19 protein-coding genes, 1 tRNA gene and 1 other RNA gene are annotated in these 23,157 nt (G+C 74.3%); 9 read left to right on the plus strand and 12 right to left on the minus strand.

The features are described 5' to 3' along the window. Positions 1-1,316: DNA polymerase III subunit gamma and tau (locus tag H7344_RS15420; RefSeq protein ID WP_313960339.1), on the minus strand; the 1,316-nt coding region annotated here is incomplete at its 3' end. 67 nt (positions 1,317-1,383) lie between these two features. Then, positions 1,384-1,473: signal recognition particle sRNA small type (gene ffs, locus H7344_RS15425), an RNA gene on the minus strand. Between the two features lie 105 nt (positions 1,474-1,578). On the opposite strand from ffs, the gene H7344_RS15430 reads away from it, so the two are divergent. Then, positions 1,579-1,667, plus strand: a tRNA-Ser gene (locus H7344_RS15430). Between the two features lie 155 nt (positions 1,668-1,822). Here H7344_RS15430 and H7344_RS15435 read toward each other — a convergent pair. The 6 genes from H7344_RS15435 to H7344_RS15460 all read right to left on the minus strand — a co-directional run bounded on the left by H7344_RS15435 (position 1,823) and on the right by H7344_RS15460 (position 8,234). Further along, entirely contained in the window at positions 1,823-3,169 is a 1,347-nt protein-coding gene (locus H7344_RS15435; protein ID WP_186346900.1) for a S8 family serine peptidase, read from the minus strand. After that, positions 3,160-4,587 (minus strand): type VII secretion protein EccB, encoded by a 1,428-nt coding sequence (gene eccB / locus H7344_RS15440; RefSeq protein ID WP_186346901.1) that lies wholly within the window; start codon positions 4,585-4,587, stop codon positions 3,160-3,162. The genes H7344_RS15435 and eccB overlap by 10 nt, the downstream gene beginning before the upstream one ends. A 6-nt stretch (positions 4,588-4,593) precedes the next feature. Further along, positions 4,594-5,946 carry a type VII secretion integral membrane protein EccD gene (gene eccD / locus H7344_RS15445; RefSeq protein WP_186346902.1) on the minus strand — a complete coding sequence of 451 codons (1,353 nt, stop codon included), beginning with the start codon at positions 5,944-5,946 and terminating at the stop codon, positions 4,594-4,596. A gap of 124 nt (positions 5,947-6,070) precedes the next feature. Beyond that, on the minus strand, positions 6,071-6,367 hold the full coding sequence (locus H7344_RS15450; RefSeq protein ID WP_186346903.1) for a WXG100 family type VII secretion target: 297 nt from the start codon (positions 6,365-6,367) through the stop codon (positions 6,071-6,073). A 26-nt stretch (positions 6,368-6,393) separates the two neighbouring features. Beyond that, positions 6,394-6,708 (minus strand): WXG100 family type VII secretion target, encoded by a 315-nt coding sequence (locus tag H7344_RS15455; RefSeq protein WP_186346904.1) that lies wholly within the window; start codon positions 6,706-6,708, stop codon positions 6,394-6,396. Positions 6,709-6,863: 155 nt separating this feature from the next. Then, complete coding sequence (locus tag H7344_RS15460; RefSeq protein WP_186346905.1) at positions 6,864-8,234, minus strand: ubiquitin family protein; 1,371 nt, start codon at positions 8,232-8,234, stop codon at positions 6,864-6,866. Positions 8,235-8,465: 231 nt separating this feature from the next. On the opposite strand from H7344_RS15460, the gene eccCa reads away from it, so the two are divergent. Beyond that, positions 8,466-12,476, plus strand: a complete 4,011-nt coding sequence (eccCa, locus tag H7344_RS15465; RefSeq protein ID WP_229706974.1) for a type VII secretion protein EccCa — start codon at positions 8,466-8,468, stop codon at positions 12,474-12,476. A gap of 31 nt (positions 12,477-12,507) precedes the next feature. Here eccCa and H7344_RS15470 read toward each other — a convergent pair whose 3' ends face one another. After that, positions 12,508-12,963: a nuclear transport factor 2 family protein gene (locus tag H7344_RS15470; protein ID WP_229706975.1), complete on the minus strand. Its 456-nt coding sequence runs from the start codon at positions 12,961-12,963 to the stop codon at positions 12,508-12,510. Positions 12,964-13,093: 130 nt separating this feature from the next. On the opposite strand from H7344_RS15470, the gene H7344_RS15475 reads away from it, so the two are divergent. The 3 genes from H7344_RS15475 (at position 13,094) to H7344_RS15485 (ending at position 14,192) form a co-directional block, all read left to right on the plus strand. Further along, positions 13,094-13,288 (plus strand): hypothetical protein, encoded by a 195-nt coding sequence (locus H7344_RS15475; RefSeq protein ID WP_186346907.1) that lies wholly within the window; start codon positions 13,094-13,096, stop codon positions 13,286-13,288. An 89-nt stretch (positions 13,289-13,377) separates the two neighbouring features. Further along, a complete protein-coding gene (locus H7344_RS15480; protein ID WP_186346908.1) occupies positions 13,378-13,677 on the plus strand; it encodes a type II toxin-antitoxin system VapB family antitoxin in 300 nt (99 codons plus the stop codon). Further along, positions 13,677-14,192, plus strand: a complete 516-nt coding sequence (locus H7344_RS15485; RefSeq protein ID WP_186346909.1) for a LytR C-terminal domain-containing protein — start codon at positions 13,677-13,679, stop codon at positions 14,190-14,192. Before H7344_RS15480 ends, H7344_RS15485 begins: the two co-directional genes overlap by 1 nt. Before the next feature lie 147 nt (positions 14,193-14,339). Here H7344_RS15485 and H7344_RS15490 read toward each other — a convergent pair whose 3' ends face one another. Together H7344_RS15490 and H7344_RS15495 are read right to left on the minus strand one after the other, a co-directional pair. Continuing rightward, on the minus strand, positions 14,340-15,848 hold the full coding sequence (locus tag H7344_RS15490; protein ID WP_186346910.1) for a potassium/proton antiporter: 1,509 nt from the start codon (positions 15,846-15,848) through the stop codon (positions 14,340-14,342). Between the two features lie 93 nt (positions 15,849-15,941). Beyond that, the gene (locus H7344_RS15495) at positions 15,942-16,961 is read right to left on the minus strand and encodes a TlpA disulfide reductase family protein (RefSeq protein WP_186346911.1); all 1,020 of its coding nucleotides are present in this window, start codon (positions 16,959-16,961) and stop codon (positions 15,942-15,944) included. Between the two features lie 47 nt (positions 16,962-17,008). Here H7344_RS15495 and H7344_RS15500 point away from each other — a divergent pair, with 47 nt between their 5' ends. The 4 genes from H7344_RS15500 to H7344_RS15515 all read left to right on the plus strand — a co-directional run bounded on the left by H7344_RS15500 (position 17,009) and on the right by H7344_RS15515 (position 21,682). After that, the gene (locus tag H7344_RS15500) at positions 17,009-18,505 is read left to right on the plus strand and encodes an FAD-binding protein (RefSeq protein ID WP_186346912.1); all 1,497 of its coding nucleotides are present in this window, start codon (positions 17,009-17,011) and stop codon (positions 18,503-18,505) included. A 61-nt stretch (positions 18,506-18,566) separates the two neighbouring features. Continuing rightward, complete coding sequence (locus H7344_RS15505; RefSeq protein ID WP_229706976.1) at positions 18,567-19,754, plus strand: pyridoxal phosphate-dependent aminotransferase; 1,188 nt, start codon at positions 18,567-18,569, stop codon at positions 19,752-19,754. 42 nt (positions 19,755-19,796) lie between these two features. Beyond that, positions 19,797-20,267, plus strand: coding sequence for a putative T7SS-secreted protein (locus tag H7344_RS15510; protein ID WP_186346913.1), 471 nt, complete (start codon positions 19,797-19,799; stop codon positions 20,265-20,267). After that, a complete protein-coding gene (locus H7344_RS15515; RefSeq protein WP_186346914.1) occupies positions 20,264-21,682 on the plus strand; it encodes a hypothetical protein in 1,419 nt (472 codons plus the stop codon). Before H7344_RS15510 ends, H7344_RS15515 begins: the two co-directional genes overlap by 4 nt. A 28-nt stretch (positions 21,683-21,710) precedes the next feature. On the opposite strand, the gene H7344_RS15520 is transcribed toward H7344_RS15515, so the two are convergent. Continuing rightward, complete coding sequence (locus tag H7344_RS15520; RefSeq protein WP_186346915.1) at positions 21,711-23,135, minus strand: YncE family protein; 1,425 nt, start codon at positions 23,133-23,135, stop codon at positions 21,711-21,713. Between the last annotated feature and the right edge of the window lie 22 nt (positions 23,136-23,157).

A 23,157-nucleotide genomic window follows, 5' to 3' on the forward strand; every position in this document is an offset into this window, starting at 1 on the left:
GGCAGCGAGACCGTGGTGGCGGGCGCGACGTGCGGCACCGGCCGGGCTGGCGTGACCGGCTCGGGCTCGTGGGCCAGCGGCGCCGGGCGGTCCTGGGCCGGGGCGACCGGAGCGGCCGGGGCGGTCGCGGCGGCGGACGGCGTACCGCTGATGGAGACGCGCTTCTCCAACCGGTCCAGCCGCGCCGCGAGGCCCTCGACGCCGTGGTCGGCGCCCGGCAGCAGCACGCGCGCGCAGATCAGCTCGAGCAGCAACCGCGGCGCGGTCGCCCCGCGCATCTCGGTCAGGCCGGTGGCGACGATGTCCGCCGCGCGGCTCAGGTCGTGGGCGCCGAACCGCGCCGCCTGGGCGACCAGCCGCTCCGCCTGGTCCTCCGAGACGTCGATCAGTCCGGTGGCCGGCGCGTCGGGGACCGCGGCGACGATCACGAGGTCGCGGAGCCGGCGCAGGAGGTCCTCGGTGAACCGGCGCGGGTCCTGGCCGGTCTCGATCACCTTGTCGACCACGCCGAAGACCGCGGACCCGTCCCCGGCGGCGAAGGCGTCGACGACCTCGTCGAGCAGCGTGTCCGGGGTGTAGCCGAGCAGCCCGGTCGCGAGCTGGTGGGTGACGCCGTCGGGCCCGGCGCCGCCGAGCAGCTGGTCGAGGACCGAGAGCGTGTCGCGGGCCGAGCCGGCGCCGGCGCGGACGACGAGGGGCAGCGCCGCCGGCTCGATGTCGACGCCCTCCTGCTGGCACAGCTCGGAAAGGTACGACGACAGCAGCCGCGGCGGGATCAGCCGGAACGGGTAGTGGTGCGTGCGCGAGCGGATCGTCGGCAGCACCTTGTCCGGCTCGGTGGTGGCGAAGATGAACCGCAGGTGGGGCGGCGGCTCCTCGACCAGCTTCAGCAGGGCGTTGAAGCCCTGCGTGGTCACCATGTGCGCCTCGTCGATGATGTAGACCTTGTAGCGGCTGCGCACCGGCGCGAAGAACGCCTTCTCCCTCAGGTCGCGCGCGTCGTCGACGCCGCCGTGGGACGCCGCGTCGATCTCGATGACGTCGATCGAGCCGGGCCCGCCCCGGGCCAGGTCGCGGCAGCTCTGGCACTCCCCGCACGGGTCGGCGACCGGCGCCTTCTCGCAGTTCAGCGCGCGCGCCAGGATGCGTGCCGAGGTCGTCTTGCCGCAGCCGCGCGGGCCGGAGAACAGGTAGGCGTGGTTGACCCGGTTGTTCGCGAGCGCGGCACGCAGCGGCTCGGTGACATGGTCCTGGCCGATGACCTCACGGAACGTCTCCGGCCGGTAGCGGCGGTACAGCGCGAGGGGTGACTCCACGCCAGAACACTAACCACCGGCACCGACAACCCGACAGGCCGCCGGACGGCCCCGACCCCTGGGACGCAAAGGCCCCCCGTGCACCCGGCAGAGCCCACTTGCCCTTGCTGCCTTCCGGCCCTGGGGGATTGGGTGAGGTACCGCCGCACGGGGGGTTGCCCCGAGTCTAGGCGAGCCCCGGCGGCACGACCAACACCAGCCCGCTCTTCCCGGCCGGGGAGCGATTTCACCGGCGTCGCCGGGGACCGGTACGCTCCTCCGCGGAGGATTCGCCTAGTGGCCTATGGCGCTCGCTTGGAAAGCGGGTTGGGTTAACAGCCCTCAGGGGTTCGAATCCCCTATCCTCCGCCAGCCGGACGGCGTCGCACCTCAGGGTGCGGCGCCGTTCGTCGTTCCGGGCCACCCGCTGAGCGATGTCGAGACCCGGTGACGGCCGCAGGGCCGCAACCACGGTCACCGGGTATCGACACGGCTCGCTGGCGCTCGCCCGCTCAACCAGCGCGGGGTCAGGAGCGGCGGCGGGCGAGGACCGGGCGGAGGACGAGGGCGAGGAGGAGGGCGCCGCCGCCGACGAGGCCCCACCAGACCGCGCGGTCGCGGGCCCCGGAGAGCAGGTCGACCTCCTCGGGCGGGGCGGTCGCGCGCTCGACGGAGCGGCCCTGGGTGGAGGCCGGCTCGAGCGTCCCGTCCTTCCTCGGACGCAGCGACCGGGTCAGTGCCTCGTAGGGCTGGACGATGCCGGCGCCGGTCTGGACGTTGGGCTGCTCGTCGCTCGCGCTGGCGGTGGCGAGCAGCCGGGTGACGACCTGGTCGGCGGTCTCGTCGGGGTAGGCGGACCGCAGCATCGCCACCACGCCGGAGACCACCGCCGCCGCCCACGAGGTGTAGAACCCCGACACCCCGCACGACCCGCCGTCGAGGCCGTAGGAGATCAGCCCGTGCGTCGGCACGGCCACGTCGATGTCGCTGCTCTGGAGCACCCGCTCGGTCGCGTCGCCGGCGTCGGTCCCGTCGGCGGTGGCGCTCACCGCGACCACCTCGTCGTACGCCGCCGGCCACACGAGCCCCGCGGCGTCCTCCCCCGGCTTCGGGCCCGTGCTGCCCTCGTCCCCCTCGGCGTCGGGGTCGGGGCCGAACTCCTCGTAGAGGGGGTCGGTCTCCTGCTCGGGCCGGTTGCCGCTGGCGGCGACCACCACGACGTCCGCGGCGTCGAGCCGCTCGAGCACCCGGGTCAGCGGCGGGTACTCCCCGATCGCCAGCGAGACGTTGACGACGCCGATGCCCAGGCGCTCGGCGTTGGCGGCGACCCACTCGAGCCCGGCGACCAGGTTCGTCGGCTGGACGGGGTCCTCGTCCTCCGCGCCGGCGGCGGAGTCGTAGACCCGGACGTCGACGACCTCGGCGCCCGGCGCCAAGCCCACCAGCCGTCCGCCGTCGCCCTCCCCGGACTCCTCTGCCCCGTCACCGCTGCGTGGGGCGCCGGCGATGATGCCGGCCACGACCGTGCCGTGCGCCTCCACCACCTCCGGCTTCTTGCTGATCCGGGGCGGCGCCTCGCCGGCGACGGGGATCGCCGTGCCCGCCGCCCGAGGCGCGATCCCGGAGTCCACGACGGCGACCCGGACGCCCGCCCCCGGCTGCTGGCGCTGGGCGGCGAACCAGGTGTGCGCCCGGTCGACGCCGAGCAGGTCGAGGGGGAGGCTGGGGTCGGTCGAGGACGAGGGCGCCGGCGCGTCCACCGCGGTCGACAGGCAGTCGACGGTCTCGGCGTGCGCGGGCCCCACCGGCACCAGCACGAACGCCGCCACGGCCGGCGCGAGCGCACCGGCCGCGACCGCGCGGGTCACTCGCACGTCGACTCCCGGCCGGGCCGCTCCGGCGGGCACAGCGCGGCGTCCACCGAGAGCGGGACCCCCTTGTCGAACAGCTTGACCCAGCTGTCCGGGACGACCGGCGGGTCCACCGCGGCGTACCCCAGCCGGTCCGCGACCTCCCGGCCGACGAGCGCGTAGGCGACGCCCTTGGCGTCCACGAGGTACGGCGTGCCGATCTCGCGGCCGTCCCAGCTGCCGCTGAGCGCGTAGGCGCCGCGGCCCTCGTCGACGGAGCTCTCCACGTCGGCCGCCGGGACGGCCCGCGCGACCGCCGAGGCCTCCGGGGTCGGGTCGGTCGCGAGCCGCACGACGGGGGCGCCGTCGGGGTCGGCGCGGAGCACGGCGCAGTGCTCCCCGTCCACGCCGGCGAGCGCGTCGGCGGGCCAGCGGGCCTGCTCGTACGCCGGCACCACCTGGCGCACCTGCGGGTCGCCGGACGGCTGGAGCGTGCGCGGCTCGTAGCCGGCCGGCTTCTCGACGCTGGCGTAGACCGCGGCGGCGAACGGCGTGAGGCTGACCGGTGCCTCCTTGGTCACCAGCAGCTCGATGCCGGCGGACTCGTACCGGTCGCCGACCCGGGCGTCGCCGGGCAGGCCGTCCTGGCCCGCGACGTCCGAGCGCTCGCCGTAGCCCTGGAGCCCGAAGCTGGCGAAGCTCAGCGCACCGCCCGAGGGGAAGAGCGCCAGCCACCGCTGAGGCACCTCGACGGCCTCCTCGCGGATGGGCAGCCCGAGCTGCTCGAGCAGCAGGTCGACCGACCCGCGGTCCGGCACGAGGTAGCTGTGTGCGCGGGCCTGGCCGCTGTCGTCCGGCGTGGCGGACTCGGCGAGCAGGTAGACCCTGCCGCGCGACCGCACGAGCATCCCGGCCCCGCTGAGCTCACGGACCTGGGTCTCCTCCGAGACGTCGACGGCGACCCCGACGCCGGTGCCGGTGCAGGCCGTCCAGCCCGACTCCAGCAGCAGGTCCGCGTCGGGGACCGTCGCCGGCGCGTTGAGGATGCCGATGTCCTCACCGATCGTGTGCTTGTCGATCTCGGACTGCTTGACCACGTTCGGGTCGAGGTCGGAGCCGAGGATCAGCTGGGCCGACGTCACGTTGATGACGGGGCGGAGCACGGGGTCGTCGCCGCCGTCGAGGATGACGTACGCCGCCCCGCGCTCCTTGGAGACCACCAGGCCACCGTCGGTCCAGCCGCTGGGCGACCGCGGGCTGAGGATCGACGCGATCGCCGCGCCGGCGACCAGGAGCACGGCCAGCGCGACGCCGCCCACGACGGTCCGGCCGGGTCGGGTCGGCTCCACCTCGCGGCCGCCGGGCGCGCCGGAGACGAAGGCGGTGACCAGGCGGCGCCGGCTGAAGGCGTGCGCCTCGACGAGGTCCTTCTTGGTGGCCATCGGCGCCTAGCCCCGCACGGCCGCGAAGACGCCGGTCGCGAGGACCGTGAGCGGCAGCAGCGCGAGCAGGCAGACCGACTCGGCGAGGTCGCCGAGCCGGCCGCGCCGCAGCGACGGGGCGGCCGGCAGGAGGGTGGCGGCGAGCAGCACGGCGCCGGTCGCGGCGAGCGCGACCGCCCCCGCGGGTCGCCAGTCCGGGTGCAGCCACAGCACGGCGATGGCCACCGACACCAGGCCGGCGATGCCGGAGACGAGCCCGACGAGCACCTCCGAGCCGGTGCGGTACTGCCGGGTGCGCAGCATGACCACCACGCTGGCGACGACCGCGAGGATCGTGCCGGACAGGCCGAGCGCGACGGCGAGCGGCGCGATGATGACGAGCAGCAGGCCGACGGTCGCGGAGATGCCGAGCAGGATCTCGTGGGCGACGCGGGCGTCGGACTGGACCCGGACGGGGTCGATCTCGTCGGGGTCGGCGGTGATGTCGGCGACGGTGTAGAGCTGCTCGACGCTCGTCCCGGTGGCGCCGAGCGCCAGCCACGGGAAGACCGAGCCGGCGAGCACGACCAGCACCAGCGTCGTGGTCAGCACGACCCGGTGGTCGACGTCGACGGCGTTCATGACCAGCCCGGTCGCGAGCAGCACCGCACCGACCACGACCGGCGGGGAGACCAGGGTCCGGCCCTCGCCGAGGCCGACCAGCGCGACGAGCCCGGCGAGCAGCGCACCACCACCGGCGGCCGCCATCGGCAGCCCGAAGAGGTAGTCGTCGGTGACGAGCATCAGGCCGGCCACGGCGGCGTACGCCGCGCCCATCCACGCGACCGCGACGGCCGCCTCCGGCTCGCCCTGGGCGCGCGAGAGCACGATCGCGCCGGCGACCAGCGCGACCGCGACGGTCGCGGCGGCCACCCCGGCGAGCAGGGAGCCGCGCTGGATGAGCAGGGCCACCGCGCCGAGCGCCATGAGCAGGCCGGCGGCAGCGAGGGCGGTACGCCGTCCCGAGGCCGGCTCCCACGGCTTGAGGTCACGCTCGACGACGTCGGTCATCGCCTCGACCACGTCGTCGTAGACCCGCGGCGGCTCGTCGTCGACGCCGGCGGAGACGGTCAGCAGGCCGCCGTCCTCGATGCCCTGGATGGTGAGGCCGGCGTCACTGGCGAGCTCGCGGCCCTCGGCGGTGACGACGCGGTAGCCGCCGTACACGGTCGCGGGGTCCAGGAGGCCCACGCTGCGCGCGAGCTCGGGGAGGAGCTCGGCGACGGGAACGGCACCGGGGAGCACGAGGTCGACCCGCCGGGTGCCCGAGGCCACCGTCACCCGGACCAGTCCGGACGTGCTGGTGGGCGCCTGGCTCATCGTGTCTCCTCGCGGGGGTGTCGCCGGTCGGCCGGCCGCAGCCTAGCGCCGGCGCAGAGTCCTCGAAGGGGCCGGCGCCGTGGCGCCGACCCCTTCGAGGTGTGTTGCTGGTGCGGTGCTGCCGTCAGCCGCCGAAGGCGGCCGCGCCGCGCTTGTCGGCGGCGGCGTAGTCGGCGTTGGACTGGCTGACCGCCGCGCTGGTGTCCTGCAGGACGTTGCGCATCTCGGTGATCGCGGTGTCCCACTTGGCCTTGGCCACGTGGTAGGCCTGCTGCGCCTGGCCGTCCCAGTCGCTGCGGAGCGGCGCGAGCTCGCTCTCGAGACGGTTGAGGCGGTCGTCGATGTTCTTGACCGCCTGCATGAGGTCCGCCGCAGCGGTGTCCAGGCCGGCGTGGTTGACGCGGATGCCGTCGAGGTTCATGTCGTTGCTCCCTTAGGTCCTGGTGGTCACTGCAGGCGGCTGGTGAGGCGGCTCATGCCGCCGCCGCTCTCCTGGTCGGTGTTGACGTTCAGCTGCTCGGTCGAGGTGAGCGACGCCGAGAAGTCGTCCAGCGCGTTGACGATCGTGCGCTGCTTCTCGCTCCAGGTCTGGTGGAGGGCGAAGAAGGCGCGCCCGCCCTCGCCGACCCACTTGCCCTGGAGGGCGCTGAGCTGGTCGCTCAGCTGGCCGGCGAGGGTCATGAAGTCGCCGCGTGCGTCCGACACCATGCCGGCCGCGCGGCTGAGTGTTGCTTCTCCCTGTCCGAAGTTGCCCTGCGACATGTCGCTTCTCCTCACGTGGTCAGCGGCAGTCGCCGCCGTTCGGTTGTCCCCGAGCTCCGGGATGGCCGTCCCGGCTGCTGCTCGTCAGGTCTGGGGCCCACCCGGTCGGCCGGGCGGACAGGCAACGATCTACCCGGCGCCCTCCCCCCTAAACCTCAGAACGTCCTTTCCCACAGGGCCCGGAAGAGACCGACCGCGACGACCACCGACGCGACCGCGAAGGACCCGCAGATCCCCTCGAGCACCTCGGCGCGCCGCGACCACCAGGCCGAGCGCCAGCCGCGCCCGGTCGCGACCGCGACCATCACGAGGAGGACGGCGACCAGCACCGCGGCGACCGCGACGGTCGTGCCCCAGCCGCCGCCGAGGTGGTCGAGCAGGTGGACCAGGAGGGCGACCTCGCACGCGAGCCCCGCGGTGCGGAGGAGGCTGCGGGCGGCCACGTGCCGGTAGCTGCGTGCGGCCAGCAGCAGGCTCGCACCGGAGGCGCCGACGAGCACCCGCGCGCCGATGCGGTCCATCGGGACGGTGGCGGTGGCCAGCAGGAGCGGTGCGGACACCGCGGCGACGGCGAGCACGGCGACCGAGGCGGCGGTGATGATGCGCGAGCCGCGGGCGGCGACCTCGGCCACCGCGTGCGGGCGGACGATCGTGCGCCCGCGCCGCCCCTGCGGCTGCTCGCGCGCCGACCACGCCGTCACCGCGAGCCGCTCGAGGTCGACCAGCAGCTGGTCGGGCACGTCCACGGCCCAGCCGGGGACCAGCCGTGCAGCGAGGACCGCGGCGACCAGCAGCACGGCCCACACGACCTGCTCGGAGAAGCCGGCGAGCGCAGCCACGACGGTGACGCCGAAGACGCCGCTGCCGACCAGCATCCAGGTCCGCAGCGCCTCCTCCGACCGTTGGTCGAGCGCCCGGGCGACCGCGGCGGCGACGGCCGCCACCAGTGCCGCCGTGCCGACGACCGTCGGGAGCCGCTCGGGGGCGGGGTCCCAGAGGACCGCGAACGCCGCCGCACCGGCGAACGCCGGGGCGGCGATCGCCCGGTGGCCGGCGAAGCGGCCGACGGGCAGGACCGCGAGCAACGCGGCGAGGGCCAGCAGGCCGGCGGCGGTGTCGCGCAGGTCGCCCGGCCCGGCCTGGGCGGCGAACCACCCGGCCAGACCGGCCGTGGCCGAGGCGACGCAGAACCACAGCACCGACAGCGCCCCGGGCTCACCCGCGCGCGACACCGCCGACCGGGACCGGTCCCGCGGAGCGTCGGAGGCCGAGGACGAGGCGAGCTCGCCGGGCAGGAGCGCGACGAGCACGGTGCCCGCGTCGACGCCGACGTCGGCGAGCACGGCGTCGTCGGGGAGCGCGGCGCCGGTGGCGCGGGCGAGCGCCGGGACCGCGGCCAGGCCGGCCTGCTCGGCGTACGCGGTGGCGACGTCGCGGGCGGACGCCTCCGCGGGCACGACCAGGTCGACGACGCCGGCCGTGCCGTGCACGCTGAGCGTGAGCACGTCGGTGGTGCCCCCGGCCATCGGTCCTCCCGTGACGGTGCTGTGACCCTGCTGCAACCCGTGCTGCGCCGTGTGCGCCCGGTGGCTCAGGAGGGTAGCGGGGCCGCTGGTGGGCGCGTCCCGCCCTGCCTATCATCGAGCGACCGCGAGCAGGGTTGGGCGGCCGTCGCCGGGGCACGATGGCGCCGGAGCCGCCCACGTCGGCTCGTCCGCGGACCCGGCCGTCCGAACGGCCTTTCAAGGAGCCTGGGTGTGAGTACGACGCTTCGCGGGGCACGCGCCGACGAGCCGGAGATGCCCTCCGGCCAGCTCGTGCTCCAGCCCCCGCCGCAGATCGAGCAGCACGAGGGCGCGGCGGGTGTGCTCATGAACGCGATCCCGATGCTCGGCAGCCTCGGCTCGATCGTCCTGGTCGCGACGATGGCCGGCCAGTCCGGCAACTCCAGCCGCAGCTTCATCGCGGCGGGCATGTTCCTCTTCGCCACGATCGGCTTCATCGTCGTCCAGATCGACCGCCAGCGGAAGCAGCGCACCCAGCAGGTCACCGGCTCCCGCACGGAGTACCTCCGCTACCTCGCCACCGTGCGCAAGCTCGCGCGCGAGTCCGCCGACCAGCAGCGCCGCGCGCTCGCCTGGCACCACCCAGAGCCGAGCGCGCTGCCCGCGATCGCCGACGAGCGGTCCCGAGTCTGGGAGCGCGGGGCGACCGACCCCCGCTTCCTCCAGGTGCGCTACGGCACCTGCGCGCAGCCGCTCGCCGTCGAGCTGGTGCCGCCGGACAGCGCGCCGATCGACCAGGTCGACCCGGCGGCCGCCTCCGCGCTGCACCGGCTGCTCGTGGTGCACCGGCTCCAACCCGACCTGCCCGCGTCGGTGGACCTGCGCGCCTTCGACCGGATCGAGGTGTGCGGGCCGGAGGACCCCTCCCGCGCGCTGGCCCGCTCGATGATCTGCGAGGCCGCCACCTTCCACTCCCCCGAGCACCTCGTCGTCGCCGTCCTCGCCTCCGAGCGGAACCTCGCGCACTGGGACTGGGTCAAGTGGCTCCCCCACGCCCAGAGCGCCCACCAGTCCGACGCGGTCGGGCCGATGCGGATGGTGACCACCAACCTCACCGACCTCGCGGCGCTGCTGCCGCCCGACCTCGCCGACCGCCCGCGCTTCGGCGCCGACGAGCGGCCCGCCAGCCCGCACATCCTGCTCGTCGTCGACGGCGGCGAGCTGCCCCCGGGCAACCACGTCGTCCCGCCCGACGGCCTCCACGGCATGACGATCCTCGACCTGCCGGCCCGCTGGGACGAGCTCGAGGACGCCACCCGGCTGCGCATCCAGGTCGAGGGCCGCACCACCCGCGACGGCCGGCAGCCGGTGCTCGCGCTGCGGCTGCGCGAGGAGCCGATCCCGGCCAAGGCCGACCAGTGCGACCTGGCCACCGCCGAGGCGTGCGCCCGCCGGCTGACCCCGCTGCACACCGTCGCCTCGGGCTCGGTCGAGCAGCCGAGCGGCGGCGAGATCACCGGCCCGAGCGACTTCATGGACCTGCTGGGGCTGGGCGACGTACGCCGCTTCGACCCGACTGCCGCCTGGCGGCCGCGCCCCGCGCGCGACCGGCTGCGCGTGCCGATCGGCCTCGGTGAGGGCGGCTCGATGGTCCACCTCGACATCAAGGAGTCCGCGCAGCAGGGCATGGGCCCGCACGGCCTGGTCATCGGTGCGACCGGCTCGGGCAAGTCGGAGTTCCTGCGCACGCTCGTGCTCGGCCTCGCGATGACGCACAGCCCCGAGCAGCTCAACATGGTGCTCGTCGACTTCAAGGGCGGCGCGACCTTCGCCGGCATGAGCGAGATGCCGCACGTCTCCGCGGTCATCACGAACCTCGAGAACGAGCTGACCCTCGTCGACCGCATGCAGGACGCCCTGTCCGGTGAGATGGTGCGCCGCCAGGAGCTGCTTCGCGACGCGGGCAACTACGCCTCTGTCCGCGACTACGAGAAGGCCCGGAGCGCCGGCGAGGACCTCGCGCCGCTGCCGTCGCTGTTCATCGTGGTCGACGAGTTCTCCGAGATGCTCTCGGCCAAGCCGGAGTTCATCGACCTCTTCGTCGCCATCGGCCGCCTCGGCCGGTCGCTGGGCCTGCACCTGCTGCTGGCCTCGCAGCGACTGGAGGAGGGCCGGCTGCGCGGCCTGGAGTCGCACCTGTCCTACCGGGTAGGCCTGCGCACGTTCAGCGCCCAGGAGTCCCGCGCGGTCCTCGGCGTGCCCGACGCCTACGAGCTGCCGCCCGTGCCGGGCCTGGGCTACCTCAAGCCCGACCCGACCTCGATGGTGCGGTTCAAGGCGGCGTACGTCTCCGGTCCGCCATCGGGCCGCAAGCGGGTACGCCGCGACGAGGGCGGCCACGTGCGCGGCATCCTGCCCTTCACCGTCGCTGAGGTGCTGACCCTCGAGGTGCCCGAGACCGATGAGCCCGAGCCGACACCGGTCGCCGAGCCCGAGAGCCAGGAGTCGCTGCTCGACATCGCCGTCGAGCACATGGTCGGCCAGGGCCCGGCCGCCCACCAGGTGTGGCTGCCGCCGCTCGACGTGCCCGACACCCTCGACGAGCTCATGGACCTCACCGAGCACCCCGACCTCGGCCTGGTCGCCCCCGCCTGGCGCGACCTCGGCGGCATGGTCGTGCCGCTCGGCACCGTCGACCGTCCGCGGGAGCAGCGGCGCGACACGCTCACGGTCAACCTCGCCGGCGCCGGCGGTCACGTCGCCGTCGTCGGCGGGCCGCGGTCGGGCAAGAGCACGCTGCTGCGCACGGTCGTGACCAGCATGTCGCTGACCACGACGCCGCTGGAGACGCAGTTCTTCGTGCTGGACTTCGGCGGCGGCACGTTCGCCCCGATGACCGGCCTGCCGCACGTCGCCGGCGTGGGCAGCCGCGCCGAGCCCGACGTCGTGCGCCGGGTGCTCGCGGAGGTCCGCGGGATCATCGACCGCCGCGAGGCGTACTTCCGCGCCAACGGCATCGACTCCATCGAGACCTACCGGTCACGGCGGGCGGCGGGCCGCGCGGACGACGGGTACGGCGACGTGTTCCTCGTCGTCGACGGCTGGAGCACGATCCGCGCCGACTTCGACGACCTCGAGATGGAGATCCAGCAGCTGGCCACCCGCGGCCTGACCTTCGGCTTCCACGTGGTGGCCGGGGCCAGCCGGTGGGCGGACTTCCGCGCGGCGATGCGGGACATGTTCGGCACCCGGCTCGAGCTGCGCCTCGGCGACGCGATGGACTCCGAGATCGACCGCAAGATCGCGCAGCTGGTGCCGGCCGGGCGGCCCGGCCGCGGCCTCGTCCCGGGCAAGCTGCACTTCCTCGGCGCGCTGCCGCGCATCGACGGCACGCCCGACTCCGAGAGCCTCGGCGACGGCGTGGACGACCTGGTCAAGCGGGTCTCCGCCGCGTGGACCGGCCCCGCCGGGCCGAAGCTCCGGCTGCTGCCGGAGCGGATCGACCTCGGCGACGTGCGCCGCCTGGCCGGGGCCGACGAGGTCACCGCGCCCGAGGACGTCACCGACAAGCGGATCCTGCTCGGCATCAACGAGAAGGAGCTCGCCCCGGTCGGGCTGAACCCCGACAGCGAGCCGCACCTGCTCGTCTTCGGCGACGGCCAGTCCGGCAAGAGTGCGCTGCTGCGGACCTACCTCAAGGAGGTCATGCGCACCCGCAGCCCCAAGCAGGCGCAGATCATGGTGGTCGACTACCGCCGCTCGCTGCTGGGCGAGGTGCCCGACGAGTACCTGCTGGGCTACCTCACCTCCGCGACCCAGGCCCAGCCGCAGCTCAAGGACCTCGCGACGTACCTCGAGAACCGGATCCCCGGCCCCGACGTCACGCCCGAGCAGCTGCGCAGCCGCACCTGGTGGACCGGCGCGGAGGTGTTCGTCGTGGTCGACGACTACGACCTCGTCGCCACCCAGCAGTCCTCGCCGGTCGCGTCGCTGCAGCCGCTCATGGCCCAGGCGCGCGACGTCGGCCTGCACGTGGTGGTCGCCCGCCGCTCCGGCGGCGCGTCCCGCGCGCTCTACGAGCCGGTCATCCAGTCGATGCGCGACCTCGCGATGCCGGGTCTGCTGCTCTCCGGCAGCCCCGACGAAGGGCCGCTGCTGGGCAACCTGCGGCCCCAGCCGGCCCCGCCGGGCCGCGGCCGGCTGGTCACCCGCGACCGGGGGCTCGACGTCGTGCAGACGGCGTGGACCGACATGGCGCTGTAGGTCGCGCTGCGAGCCGGGTGGCCCGGGGGGATCACACGTGGGTGTGGGACCCCGGGCCGCTGATCTTCAGGCTCGGCACGTCGTCCATGCTCCAGGTCATCTCGTAGGTACGGCGGTAGCCGGTGTGCGCGACGCGCCAGCCGGCCGGCGTGCGCACGTAGCGGTCGGTGTAGATCGCCGCGCCCTCGAGGACGAAGCGGAACGCCTCCACGATCACCTTGTCCTGGAGGTACCAGTGGCCCGTCGCCGTGTCGCCCTGGACGGTGATCTCGGGGTGGTGCGCCTGGTGGAGGGTGATCATCCCCTCGACGACGTTCTCCCGCATGTAGCCGACCAGCGCCGCGCGGTCGTCGAAGACCAGCCCGTTGTAGTCACCGGTCGCCTCCGGCACGAAGCACTGCTCGAACTCGTCCCACTGCTTGGTGTCGAGCGTGCGCAGGTAGCGGTACTTCAGCCGGCAGATCTCGTCCACGTCGGTGCTGGTCACGCGTGCAACGTAGATCACACCGCCGTCCCGCGTCCCGGAACCTGCTCGTAACCGCGCGTCAATCCCCCGGCGACGTACGCCCTCCACGCTGGTGCCACCCCGATCCGCCAGCCAGCCCGAGGAGGCCGTCATGGAGAACCCCATCGCGATCAACCCCGCCCCGTCCACCTTCGAGGAGCGTCTCGAGCAGATCCGCGCCCAGCGGGCCGCCCTGCGCCTGCGCCACTCCCAGGCGCTGGCCCGGCTGATGGAGGAGCGCGAGGACCTGCGCGGGGTGCACGCGCTCGCCGACTTCGTCGACGACTCCCTGCGCTGGTCCGCCTGAGGGCTGCGGGGGTACGCCGGGCACGCCGGCCCTCGTCCTGCGCCCACGGCGTACCCCCACGGCGCGGCCCGGCTCGCTAGGGTCGGGACGTGATCTTCAAGCGGGTCGGGGACGGACGGCCCTACCCCGACCACGGGCTCAGCCCCAAGCAGTGGTCGGCGCTGCCGCCGCGGCAGGTCCGTCTCGACCAGTTGGTCACCACCAAGGACACCCTGCAGCTGGCCGCGCTGCTCGACGAGGACTCGACGTTCTACGGCGACCTGTTCGCCCACGTCGTGGCCTGGCGCGGCGAGCTGTACCTCGAGGACGGCCTGCACCGCGCCCTGCGCGCGGCGCTCCAGCAGCGCAGCGTCCTGCACGCGCGGGTGCACACGATGGACGCGGCCTGATGCCCGCGGGGCTCGACGACCGGCTGCGCAGCCTGGTCACGCTCGGCGTGCTCGCGCTGCTGCTCCTCGTCGGCGCCGCGTGGGGCTGGTCGGCGGCGACCAAGCCGTTCCCCGGCGCGGTCGAGACCCCGGTGTGCGTCGACACCGAGCTCGGCCCGGGTGACCGGCTCTTCGCCGACCGGGTCGTGGTGAGCGTCCTGAACGCCAGCCGCCGCGAGGGCCTCGCCAGCCGGACCATGCAGCTCTTCGTCGACGCCGGCTTCGTCGCGGGCGAGACCGGCAACGCCCCGCGCGGCACCGAGGTCGCCTACGCGCAGGTCTGGTCCGACACCGCCGACGACCCCGCCGTGCGGCTCGTGCGCACCCGGCTCGGCCCCGACGCCGGCTTCGACCGGCGCGAGTCCGTCGGCCCCGGCGTCACCGTCGTCGTCGGCGACGACTTCGAGGACCTCGTCGACGGCAAGGAGTCGGTCAGGGTCAAGCGGGACTCGGTGGTCTGCGCCCCGCCGGAGTGATGCGGGACCCGCGCCGGTCGCCGACGAGACCCCGTCGGGGCGCGCACGATCGTTCAATTGCGCCGAATTGTCGCGGTGGAAGCGGTTGCACCCCGACATTCCCGCGCAATTGCGCCGTTGTGTGCGCGGCCGGAGGACGACCCCGGCTCAGCGCCCGGGAGCGCGGTCGCCGAGCCACTGGGCAAGCCGGCCGCCGAGGGAGACGGCACGCAGCCGCTGCTCGGTCTGCTCGCGGATCTTGCGCGGGGTGACGACGAGGAGCTCGTCGCCGTGCCGCAGGACCGTCCGCGGCTCGGGCACGATCGTCTCCCCTTCGCGGATCACCATCGAGACCGACGCGCCCTTGGGCAGCCGCAGCTCGCCGACCTCGACGCCGTGCATCAGCGAGCGCGGGCTGATCGTGACCTGCAGCAGGTCGGCCGCGATCCGCTCGAGCGGGGCCGCCTCGAGGTCGAGGTCGCGGGGCTCGGAGCGGCGGGCCACGCGGAGCAGCCGGGCCACCAGCGGCAGCGTCGGGCCGGTCAGCAGCGTGTAGATGACGACCAGCACGAAGACGATGTCGAAGAGCTGCTCGGCGCCGTCGATGCCCTCGGCGAGCGGGATGGTGGTGAAGACGATGGGTACGGCGCCGCGCAGCCCGGCCCACGAGAGGAAGGCCATGTCGCGGACCGGCAGCCGCTGCACCAGCCCGCACACCACGACCGAGAGCGGCCGGGCGACGAAGGTGAGGACCAACCCGGAGGCGAACGCCAGGCCGACGACGTCCCAGCCGATCCGGTCCGGGGACAGGAGCAGCCCGAGCATCACGAACAGCCCGATCTGCGCGATCCAGGCGATGCCCTCGGAGAACGACCGGGTGGCCGCCCGGTGGGGCAGCTCGGCATTCCCGAGCACCAGCGCGGCGACGTACACCGCGGCGAAGCCGGAGGCGTGCAGGGCGGAGCCGGTGCCGTAGGCGAGGACGGTCAGGCAGATGATCGCGATCGGGTAGAGGCCCGAGGACGGCAGCGCCGCGCGCCGCATGATCCAGGCTCCGCCGAACCCGACGGCCAGGCCGATGGCGACGCCCGCGACCAGCTCGAAGACGATCAGCCCCGCCATCGCGAGGATCCCGTCCTCGGCCGCGGCGCCGGAGGAGACGAGCACGACGAGCACGACCACCGGGGCGTCGTTCAGGCCCGACTCCGCCTCGAGCGCACCCGTCAGCCGCCGGGGCAGCGGCACCGCGCGCAGCACCGAGAACACCGCGGCCGCGTCGGTCGCGGACGTGCAGGCGCCGAGCAGGACCGCCAGCTGCCAGTCCATCCCCAGCAGGTAGTGCGCACCGCAGGCGACGACCCCGACCGAGATCGCGACACCGAGCGTCGACAGCGCGACGCCGAGCCGCATCGCCGGCCGGATCTCGTGCCAGTTCGTGGTCAGGCCGCCCTCGGCGAGGATGACGACGAGCGCGCCGAAGCCGAGGGCGTGGGCGAGCTCGGCGTCCTCGAAGTCGATCCCCAGCCCCGCCTCGCCGAGCAGCACGCCCATGAGCAGGTAGATCAGCAGGCTGGGCAGGCCGGCGCGGCTCGAGGCGCGCACCGCGAGGACGGCCAGGAACGTGACGGCCGAGCCGACCAGGAGGAAGACGTCCAGCTGGTGGGCGTCGAACGTCATGTCACCTCGGGAGCGGGGTCGGGGCGGCGGGACCGCAGTCTATCGGCCCGCGGCCGTGCCCCCGCCCGGCCGCGTCGAACGCCCCGGGAGCGCTCAGGTGGTCGGGGTGTAGCCCGGCCGCCCGGAGGCGTCCCACTCCTCCCAGAAGGAGGTGAACTCCTCGCCGAGGAACGGGTCGCCGCCGGTCATCATGATCCCGCCCCGCCGGACGGTCCAGTCCCACGGCGCGAGCTCCTGCGCGGTGGAAAGGTGGGCGCGGGCGGCGTCGGTGCGGCCAGCGCGCTGGAGGTACGCCGCGACGCGACGCTCGGCCAGCGCGCGCTGCTCGTCGTCGCTGCGCTCGGGCATCGGGGCGGACGCGCTCGCCGGCAGCACGCCGTCGCGCACCCAGCGCCGCAGCGCCTCGTGGTGCTGCTCGCTGCCGATCTTGGTGAAGTCCACGAACTGGTCGTCGCCCGGCGCGATCGTCGGCGGCTTGACGATCCGGTCGTCCTCGTCGACCCAGACGACCGAGGGCACGTTGGTGATGCCGTAGCGCTCGGCGGTGACGTGGGCGGTGTCGACGGCGACGGGGTACGTCGGGGCGCCGGCCTCGATCCACGGCCGGGAGTCCTCGGGATCGGCGTCGAGGGCGACGGAGAAGACCTTCAGCCCGGTGTCGGCCAACTCGTCCTGCACCTGCTGCCACCCGGCGAGCTCGTGGCGGCAGCCGCACCAGGACGCCCAAGTGACGAGGACGCGCTTGTGGCCGGACAGGTCGTCGAAGGAGACCGGGTTGCCGTCGACGTCGGGCAGCACCAGGCTCGGCGCCCGGCCGTCGCCGAGGTCGCGGGCGTGCGCGGCCGCCGAGGGCGCCAGCGCGGCGACGCCCTCCTCCTCGTCGAGCACGAGCAGCAGGTCGAGCGCGTCGGCCCAGGCGGCCAGCGAGACGCGGTCCGGGGCGTCGGGGTGGGCGACGGCCCGCCCGAGGAGCGGGACGCACACCTCGTCGCGGCACAGGCCGACCGGCTTGAGGACCCATCCCGTCGCGGCGGCGAGCGCGTCGGCGGCGACGTACCCCTCGGTCAGGGGCAGGTCGTGCGGGACGCCGTCGGCGTCGATGAGGACCACCATGGGACGGAGGATCGCACGGAACTGGAACTTGTTCTAGATTTGTGCGCATGACTGCGAGCGACGCCGCCGGCAAGGGCACCGAGATCCCCGCGACCGTCCCTGCCTCGACGCTGCCGGCCGACGCCCCGGCGTACGACGTCGTGGTCGTCGGCTTCGGCATCGCCGGCGGCTGCGCGGCGCTCGAGGCGGCGCGGGCCGGCGCGCGCGTGCTGGTGCTCGAGCGGGCGGCCGTGCACGGCGGCACGTCGTCCATGTCCGGCGGTCACTTCTACCTCGGCGCCGGCACCGCGGTGCAGCGGGCGACCGGCCAGGAGGACAGCGTCGAGGAGATGTACAAGTACCTCGTCGCGGCCTCCAAGGAGCCCGAGCACGACAAGATCCGCGCCTACTGCGAGGGGTCGGTCGAGCACTTCGACTGGCTCGAGGGGCTCGGCTTCGAGTTCGAGCGGTCCTTCTACCCCGAGAAGGCCGTGATCCAGCCCGGCACGCAGGGGCTGATGTACACCGGCAACGAGAAGGTGTGGCCATACCGCGAGCAGGCCAGGCCGGCCCCGCGCGGCCACAAGGTGCCGGTGCCCGGTGACACCGAGGGCACCAAGATGGTCATGGACCTGCTGCGCGACCGGCTCGACGAGGCCGGCGTGGAGGTCCGCTACGAGACCGGCGTGACCAATCTGGTCGTCGACGAGGCGGGTGCGGTCGTGGGCGTCGCGTGGCGCTCGTTCGAGGAGACCGGCCACGTGCTCGCCGACGGGGTGGTCGTGGCGGCCGGCGGGTTCGTGATGAACCCCGCGATGGTCGCCGAGCACACCCCGAAGCTCGCGGAGAAGCCGTTCGTGCTGGGGTCGACGTACGACGACGGGCTCGGCATCCGGCTCGGCGTCTCGGTCGGCGCGGAGCTCAAGCACATGGACGAGCCGTTCATCACCGCGCCGATCTACCCGCCGTCGGCGCTGCTCACCGGCATCGTCGTCAACCGCGAGGGCCGGCGGTTCGTGGCCGAGGACTCCTACCACTCGCGCACCTCCCAGTTCGCCACCGAGCAGCCCGGCTCCGCGGCGTACCTCATCGTCGACAGCGAGCACGTCGAGTACGCGAAGTACCCCCTCGTCCCGCTCGTCGACGGCTACGAGACCGTCGCCGAGCTCGAGGAGGCGCTCGACCTGCCCGCGGGGTCGGTGCAGGCGACCCTCGACCGCTACAACGACCACGCCGACCGCGGCGAGGACCCGGACTTCCACAAGCACCCCGACTGGCTGGCCCCGCAGCGGGTCGGTCCGTGGGCGGTCTTCGACCTCACGCTGGGCAAGGCGATGTACGCCGGCTTCACCCTCGGCGGCATGCGCACCTCCGTCGACGGCGAGGTGCAGCGGCCCGACGGCTCGGTCGTCCCCGGCCTGTACGCCGCCGGCGCCTGCGCCTCCAACATCGCCCAGGACGGCAAGGGCTACTGCTCCGGCACCCAGCTCGGCGAGGGGTCGTTCTTCGGCCGCCGCGCCGGCCTGGCCGCTGCACGGACCCGCGCCGCCACCTCGGCTGGTTGAGAAGGCGCGCAGCGCCTGTCTCGAGACCCGGTGGGATGACCGACCACCTAGGGTCGGCGGCGTGACCACCGACCGCCTCGCCGTCGCCAGCCGTGCCAACGTGCCGCCGTTCCACGTGATGGACCTGCTGGCGGCGTCGGCGGAGCGGCAGCGCCGGCACGGCGACATGCTCAACCTGCTGGCCGGACAGCCGAGCACGGGCGCGCCGGCGCCGGTGGTGGCGGAGGCGGTGCGGTTGCTGCAGTCCGGCGACCCGCTCGGCTACACCCCGGCGGCGGGCATCCACGAGCTGCGCGAGGCGATCGCCGGCCACCACCGGCGGGCGCACGGGATCGAGGTCGACCCAACCGACGTGGTGGTGACGACGGGGAGCAGCGGCGGGTTCCTGCTGGCGTTCCTGGCGGCGTTCGAGGTCGGCGACAAGGTGGCGATGGCGCGGCCGGGCTACCCCTGCTACCGCAACGTGCTCGCCGCACTCGGGTGCGACGTGGTCGAGATCGCGACCGGGCCGGCGACCCGCTTCCAGCCGAGCGTCGAGCAAGTCGCGGCCCTGCACGCCGAGGTCGGCCTGAAGGGTCTCGTGGTGGCGAGCCCGGCCAACCCCACCGGCACGATGCTGCTGCCCGAGGAGCTCGCGGCGCTCGCGCGCTGGTGCGAGGACAACGACGTGCAGCTGATCTCCGACGAGATCTACCACGGCATCGAGTACGACCCGCTCGACGGCGTCCCGTCGCTCGCGCGCAGCGCGTGGGAGACCTCGCGGGAGGCGGTCGTGTTCTCGTCGTTCTCCAAGTACTTCTCGATGACCGGCTGGCGGATCGGCTGGATGCTCGTCCCGCAGCGGCTGCGGCGGGCGGTCGACGTGCTGACCGGCAACTTCACCATCTGCCCGCCGGTGATCGCGCAGCGCGCGTGCCTCGCGGCGTTCGACGACGCGTCGTACGCCGAGCTGGACGGCCACGTCGCGCGGTACGCCGCCAACCGCCGCGTCCTCCTCGACGGCCTCGCGGACCTCGGCATCACCCGGCTCGCGCCGGCGGACGGGGCGTTCTACGTCTACGCCGACGTCGCGCACCTGACCGACGACTCGATGGCTTTCGCGCACGACCTGCTGCAGCGCGTCGGCGTGGCGGTCGCCCCGGGGATCGACTTCGACACCGCCGAGGGCAGCAGCTTCGTGCGGATGTCGTTCGCGGGCCAGCAGTCGGAGATCGAGCAGGCGCTCGACCGGTTGTCCACAGCTCTCTGATCCGCGCGTTACCGCCCGACCTCGCTCGGGCAGACCTGCCCCATGGACGAAGCAGGGGACGGAGCAGGGGACGGGGCAGGGGACGGGGCGGGCAGGTACGGCGACCCGGGCGCGATCCGTGCGCTCGCGGCGCGGCTGCGCGAGCAGGCCGCGGAGGTCCGGGCCGAGGCCGAGCGGCTCCGCGGGCTCGCCGACGCGGTCCCGTGGACCGGCCGGGCCGCGGACGCGATGCGCGCACGGGCCCGCGCCGGGGCGGCCGGACTGCGACGCACCGCCGACCTCCACGAGGACGCCGCCGAGGCGCTCGACCGGCACGCCACCGAGGTGGAGCGGCGGCAGGCGCAGGTCGCCGCTGTCGAGCGCCGGTTCCGCGCGCTGGTCGACGAGGCGCGCGACGCGGTCGGTGACCTGCTCGGCGGGCTGCTGGACCGGTTCGAGCCGCCGCCCAGCGGCCACCGCGACTGGTTGTCGGTCGAGCTTCCGCTCCTGCCGGGCCTGCCGGCGCTGCGATGACCGGCGAGGTCGTCGTCACCGAGGTGGTCGGTGGCTCGCACGGGCTCGCGGCGGCGTACGTCGCGGTCCGGGCGCTCGCGGACACCTACGACCGGTCGGGCGACGTGATGCGCGGGTGGGCCAGCGTCGGGCGGCGGGTCCTGCTCGATGCGGACCTGCTCGAGTCGGCTGCGCTGGCGCCGCTGACCTTCGCCGAGGCGGAGGCCGCGGTGCTGGCCGCGGTCACCGGTCGCGATGGCGCGCTGGTGGCCAGCACGTGGTGGGAGGCCGACGCGGTCGCCATCCGGGCTGCGGTGGCGGGCCTGGAGGGCGCCGACGCGCTGGCCCGCGGGTCGTTCGAGGTCGTCGACCACGCGCTCGGGCAGGCGCTGGGCACCCTGCTGCCGGCGGCGGTCCTCGTCTCGCTCCCGCTGTTGCCGGCGCTGGCCGCGGGCGGCCCGCTGCTCGCGCCGGCGCTGGACGACCTGCTCACCGAGGCCGTCGCCGAGCACCCGGACCTGGTGCAGCACCTCGTCAACGGCGGCGGCGGCCTGCTCGACGGGCTGCTGATGGGCGGCGTGCTGGGTGGTGTGCTGCGCGGGCCGTGGCGGCGCCGCGACCTGGAGGACGCGGCGGCGGCCCTGGCGGCGACGTACGGCGATCCCGGCCGCGGCCGCGCCGCACGCCTCGGCCCGGCCGAGGCGGCCCGCCACCCCGACGGTCTCGCCGACCTCGTCGGTGGCCTCGACCGGGCGCACCGGATGGGACCGGACGGCGGCATCGAGGTGCGCACCGCGACCGCACCCGACGGCTCGGTGCGGCACGTCGTGCACCTGCCCGGCACCGACGACATGACGACGCTGCCGTGGACGCGGGACGAGGACGCCCGCGACCTCGCCACGAACCTGCTGCTCCTCGCCGGCCTCGACAACCCCTACCAGCAGGGCGTCGTGGACGCGATGACGCAGGCCGGGATCGGGCCGGACGAGCCGGTGCTGCTCGTCGGGCACTCCCAGGGCGGGATGGTCGCGGCGGCGCTGCTCGCGGCGGGCGGTCCCTTCCACGTCACCGACGTGGTGACCGCGGGGTCGCCGACGGCCCACGTCGAGGGCTTCCCGCCGGGCACGCACGTGCTCTCCCTCGAGCACCGCGGCGACCTCGTCCCGTTGTTGGACGGCGAGGACAACCGCGACCGTCCGGAGCAGACGACCGTGCGCTTCGAGGGCGCTCCCGCGTCGGGCGTGGCCGAGGCGCACGGGATCGACCGCTACGCCGCGGCAGCCGCCGCGCTGGACGCCGCCCGCGCCGAGGGCACCGCCCACCCGTCGGTGGTCGACGCGGTGCGCCGCCTCGAGGAGCAGGGGTACGTCGCGGGGCCGGCCGCGCCGGCGGGCACGACCGTCACCACCCAGCTGTTCGTGGTGACGCGGGACTGAAGCCTGGCTGGGGGCGGACCGGCCGGGGTCAGGGGGTGAGCGCGTCGACCAGGCCGTCGAGCGGGGAGCGCTCGGGCACGTGGTTGGGCAGGCCGGCGACGAGCCGGCGGTCGACGTACCCGTTGCGCACGCGCTGGGGGTGGTAGCCGACCTTCGCGGTGCGGACGATGCGCCCGGTCTTGTAGGAGATCTTCGAGATCGTGTCCGAGCCGCTCCAGGAGATGTAGCAGTGCTCGCCGTTCCAGCTCGGCGTCACCCAGTAGGGCTTGAGCCCGCCCTTGAGCAGCTTGCCGGTCCGGAACGTCTTCGCGTCGACCACGGTGGCGTAGTCGGACATGGTGCCGGCGACGCAGATCTTGGTGCCGCGGTGGTTCATCGCGATGCCGTGGTGGGCGGAGTCGAGGAGGTAGAGCTCGCGCGGTGTGTTGGGGATCAGGTTCGGCAGCCGCTTGACGCGGGTGATCCGCCCGCTGCGGCGGTCGAGCTCGACGAATCCGTGGAAGAAGGAGAGCTGGAAGTACATCTTCTCCTCGTCCGGGCTCAGCGTGATCGGCCGGACCGCGGTGCTGACCCGGGTCATCCCGCGCTCGTCGAGGGCCTTGCGCAGGTCGTAGCGGCGGACGACCTTGTTGGTCCGCGCGTCCACGACCTGCAGCACGCGGTCGTCCTTGAGCGGGTCCAGCGCCGGGTCGTCGAGCGGGGTGTAGACCAGCCCGATGCTGGCGTGCAGGATCCGCTCGCCGTCGTCGATGTAGGTGCTCTCGTGCGGGGAGCCGCCCGAGGGGAACTGGCCGAGGTCCTTGCCGTCCTTCATCCGGATGACGTGGACGACGTTGCCGGTCGAGGCGCTGACCACGACCCGCTTGCCGTCGGGCGAGACCGCCATGTGGTCGGAGCGGACGCCGGCGACCGGGAACCGCCAGGCGATCTCCTGGGTCCTCAGGTCGATGGCGACGACGTCGGCGAAGGAGGGCCGGGAGACGACGAGCAGGCGCCCGTCGTTGGAGGAGTACATGTCGTCGACGAACTGGTCGTGGCCCTCGCCGATGAGTGCGCGGATGGCGAGGAAGTACGCCAGGCGGTAGGGGTTCAGCGCGATCTCCCGCATCCGCTCGGCGCGGTCCGGGATGATGTTGATCCGGCCGAGGCGCTTGAACGACCCAGGGGTCACGATGCTCGCCGTGCCGTCCCAGTTGTTGCCGACGAAGACCGCGCGGCGGACCCCGGCCGGCTTCAGCGCCGCGTGCTGGGCCGACGTCGGCAGCGCGCGCACGGCGGCCCGGGCGGCCTCGCCGGTGCCCGCTCCGGTGCCCGCTGAAGCGTCCGATCCAGGGCGACTGCCGGACCGGTCGGGGCCGGCGCCGGCCGGGGCGGTGAGTGCGCCGGTGAGGCCGAGCGCGAGGCTGAGGGCGAGCAGCGCGGGCGCGACGCGCGGGAGCAGGCGGCGGTGCATGGTCTGATCCTGCCCGGTCGCG

This window comes from Nocardioides deserti (assembly GCF_014266025.1).
Lineage (GTDB): Bacteria > Actinomycetota > Actinomycetes > Propionibacteriales > Nocardioidaceae > Nocardioides > Nocardioides deserti.

Coding starts and splice junctions, on each gene's coding strand:
- eccB (WP_186346901.1), bottom strand. CDS start 4,587: ATGGCCACCAAGAAGGACCTCGTCGAGGCGCACGCCTTCAGCCGGCGC.
- eccD (WP_186346902.1), bottom strand. CDS start 5,946: ATGAGCCAGGCGCCCACCAGCACGTCCGGACTGGTCCGGGTGACGGTG.
- H7344_RS15450 (WP_186346903.1), bottom strand. CDS start 6,367: ATGAACCTCGACGGCATCCGCGTCAACCACGCCGGCCTGGACACCGCT.
- H7344_RS15455 (WP_186346904.1), bottom strand. CDS start 6,708: ATGTCGCAGGGCAACTTCGGACAGGGAGAAGCAACACTCAGCCGCGCG.
- H7344_RS15460 (WP_186346905.1), bottom strand. CDS start 8,234: ATGGCCGGGGGCACCACCGACGTGCTCACGCTCAGCGTGCACGGCACG.
- H7344_RS15475 (WP_186346907.1), top strand. CDS start 13,094: ATGGAGAACCCCATCGCGATCAACCCCGCCCCGTCCACCTTCGAGGAG.
- H7344_RS15485 (WP_186346909.1), top strand. CDS start 13,677: ATGCCCGCGGGGCTCGACGACCGGCTGCGCAGCCTGGTCACGCTCGGC.
- H7344_RS15490 (WP_186346910.1), bottom strand. CDS start 15,848: ATGACGTTCGACGCCCACCAGCTGGACGTCTTCCTCCTGGTCGGCTCG.
- H7344_RS15495 (WP_186346911.1), bottom strand. CDS start 16,961: ATGGTGGTCCTCATCGACGCCGACGGCGTCCCGCACGACCTGCCCCTG.
- H7344_RS15500 (WP_186346912.1), top strand. CDS start 17,009: ATGACTGCGAGCGACGCCGCCGGCAAGGGCACCGAGATCCCCGCGACC.
- H7344_RS15510 (WP_186346913.1), top strand. CDS start 19,797: ATGGACGAAGCAGGGGACGGAGCAGGGGACGGGGCAGGGGACGGGGCG.
- H7344_RS15515 (WP_186346914.1), top strand. CDS start 20,264: ATGACCGGCGAGGTCGTCGTCACCGAGGTGGTCGGTGGCTCGCACGGG.
- H7344_RS15520 (WP_186346915.1), bottom strand. CDS start 23,135: ATGCACCGCCGCCTGCTCCCGCGCGTCGCGCCCGCGCTGCTCGCCCTC.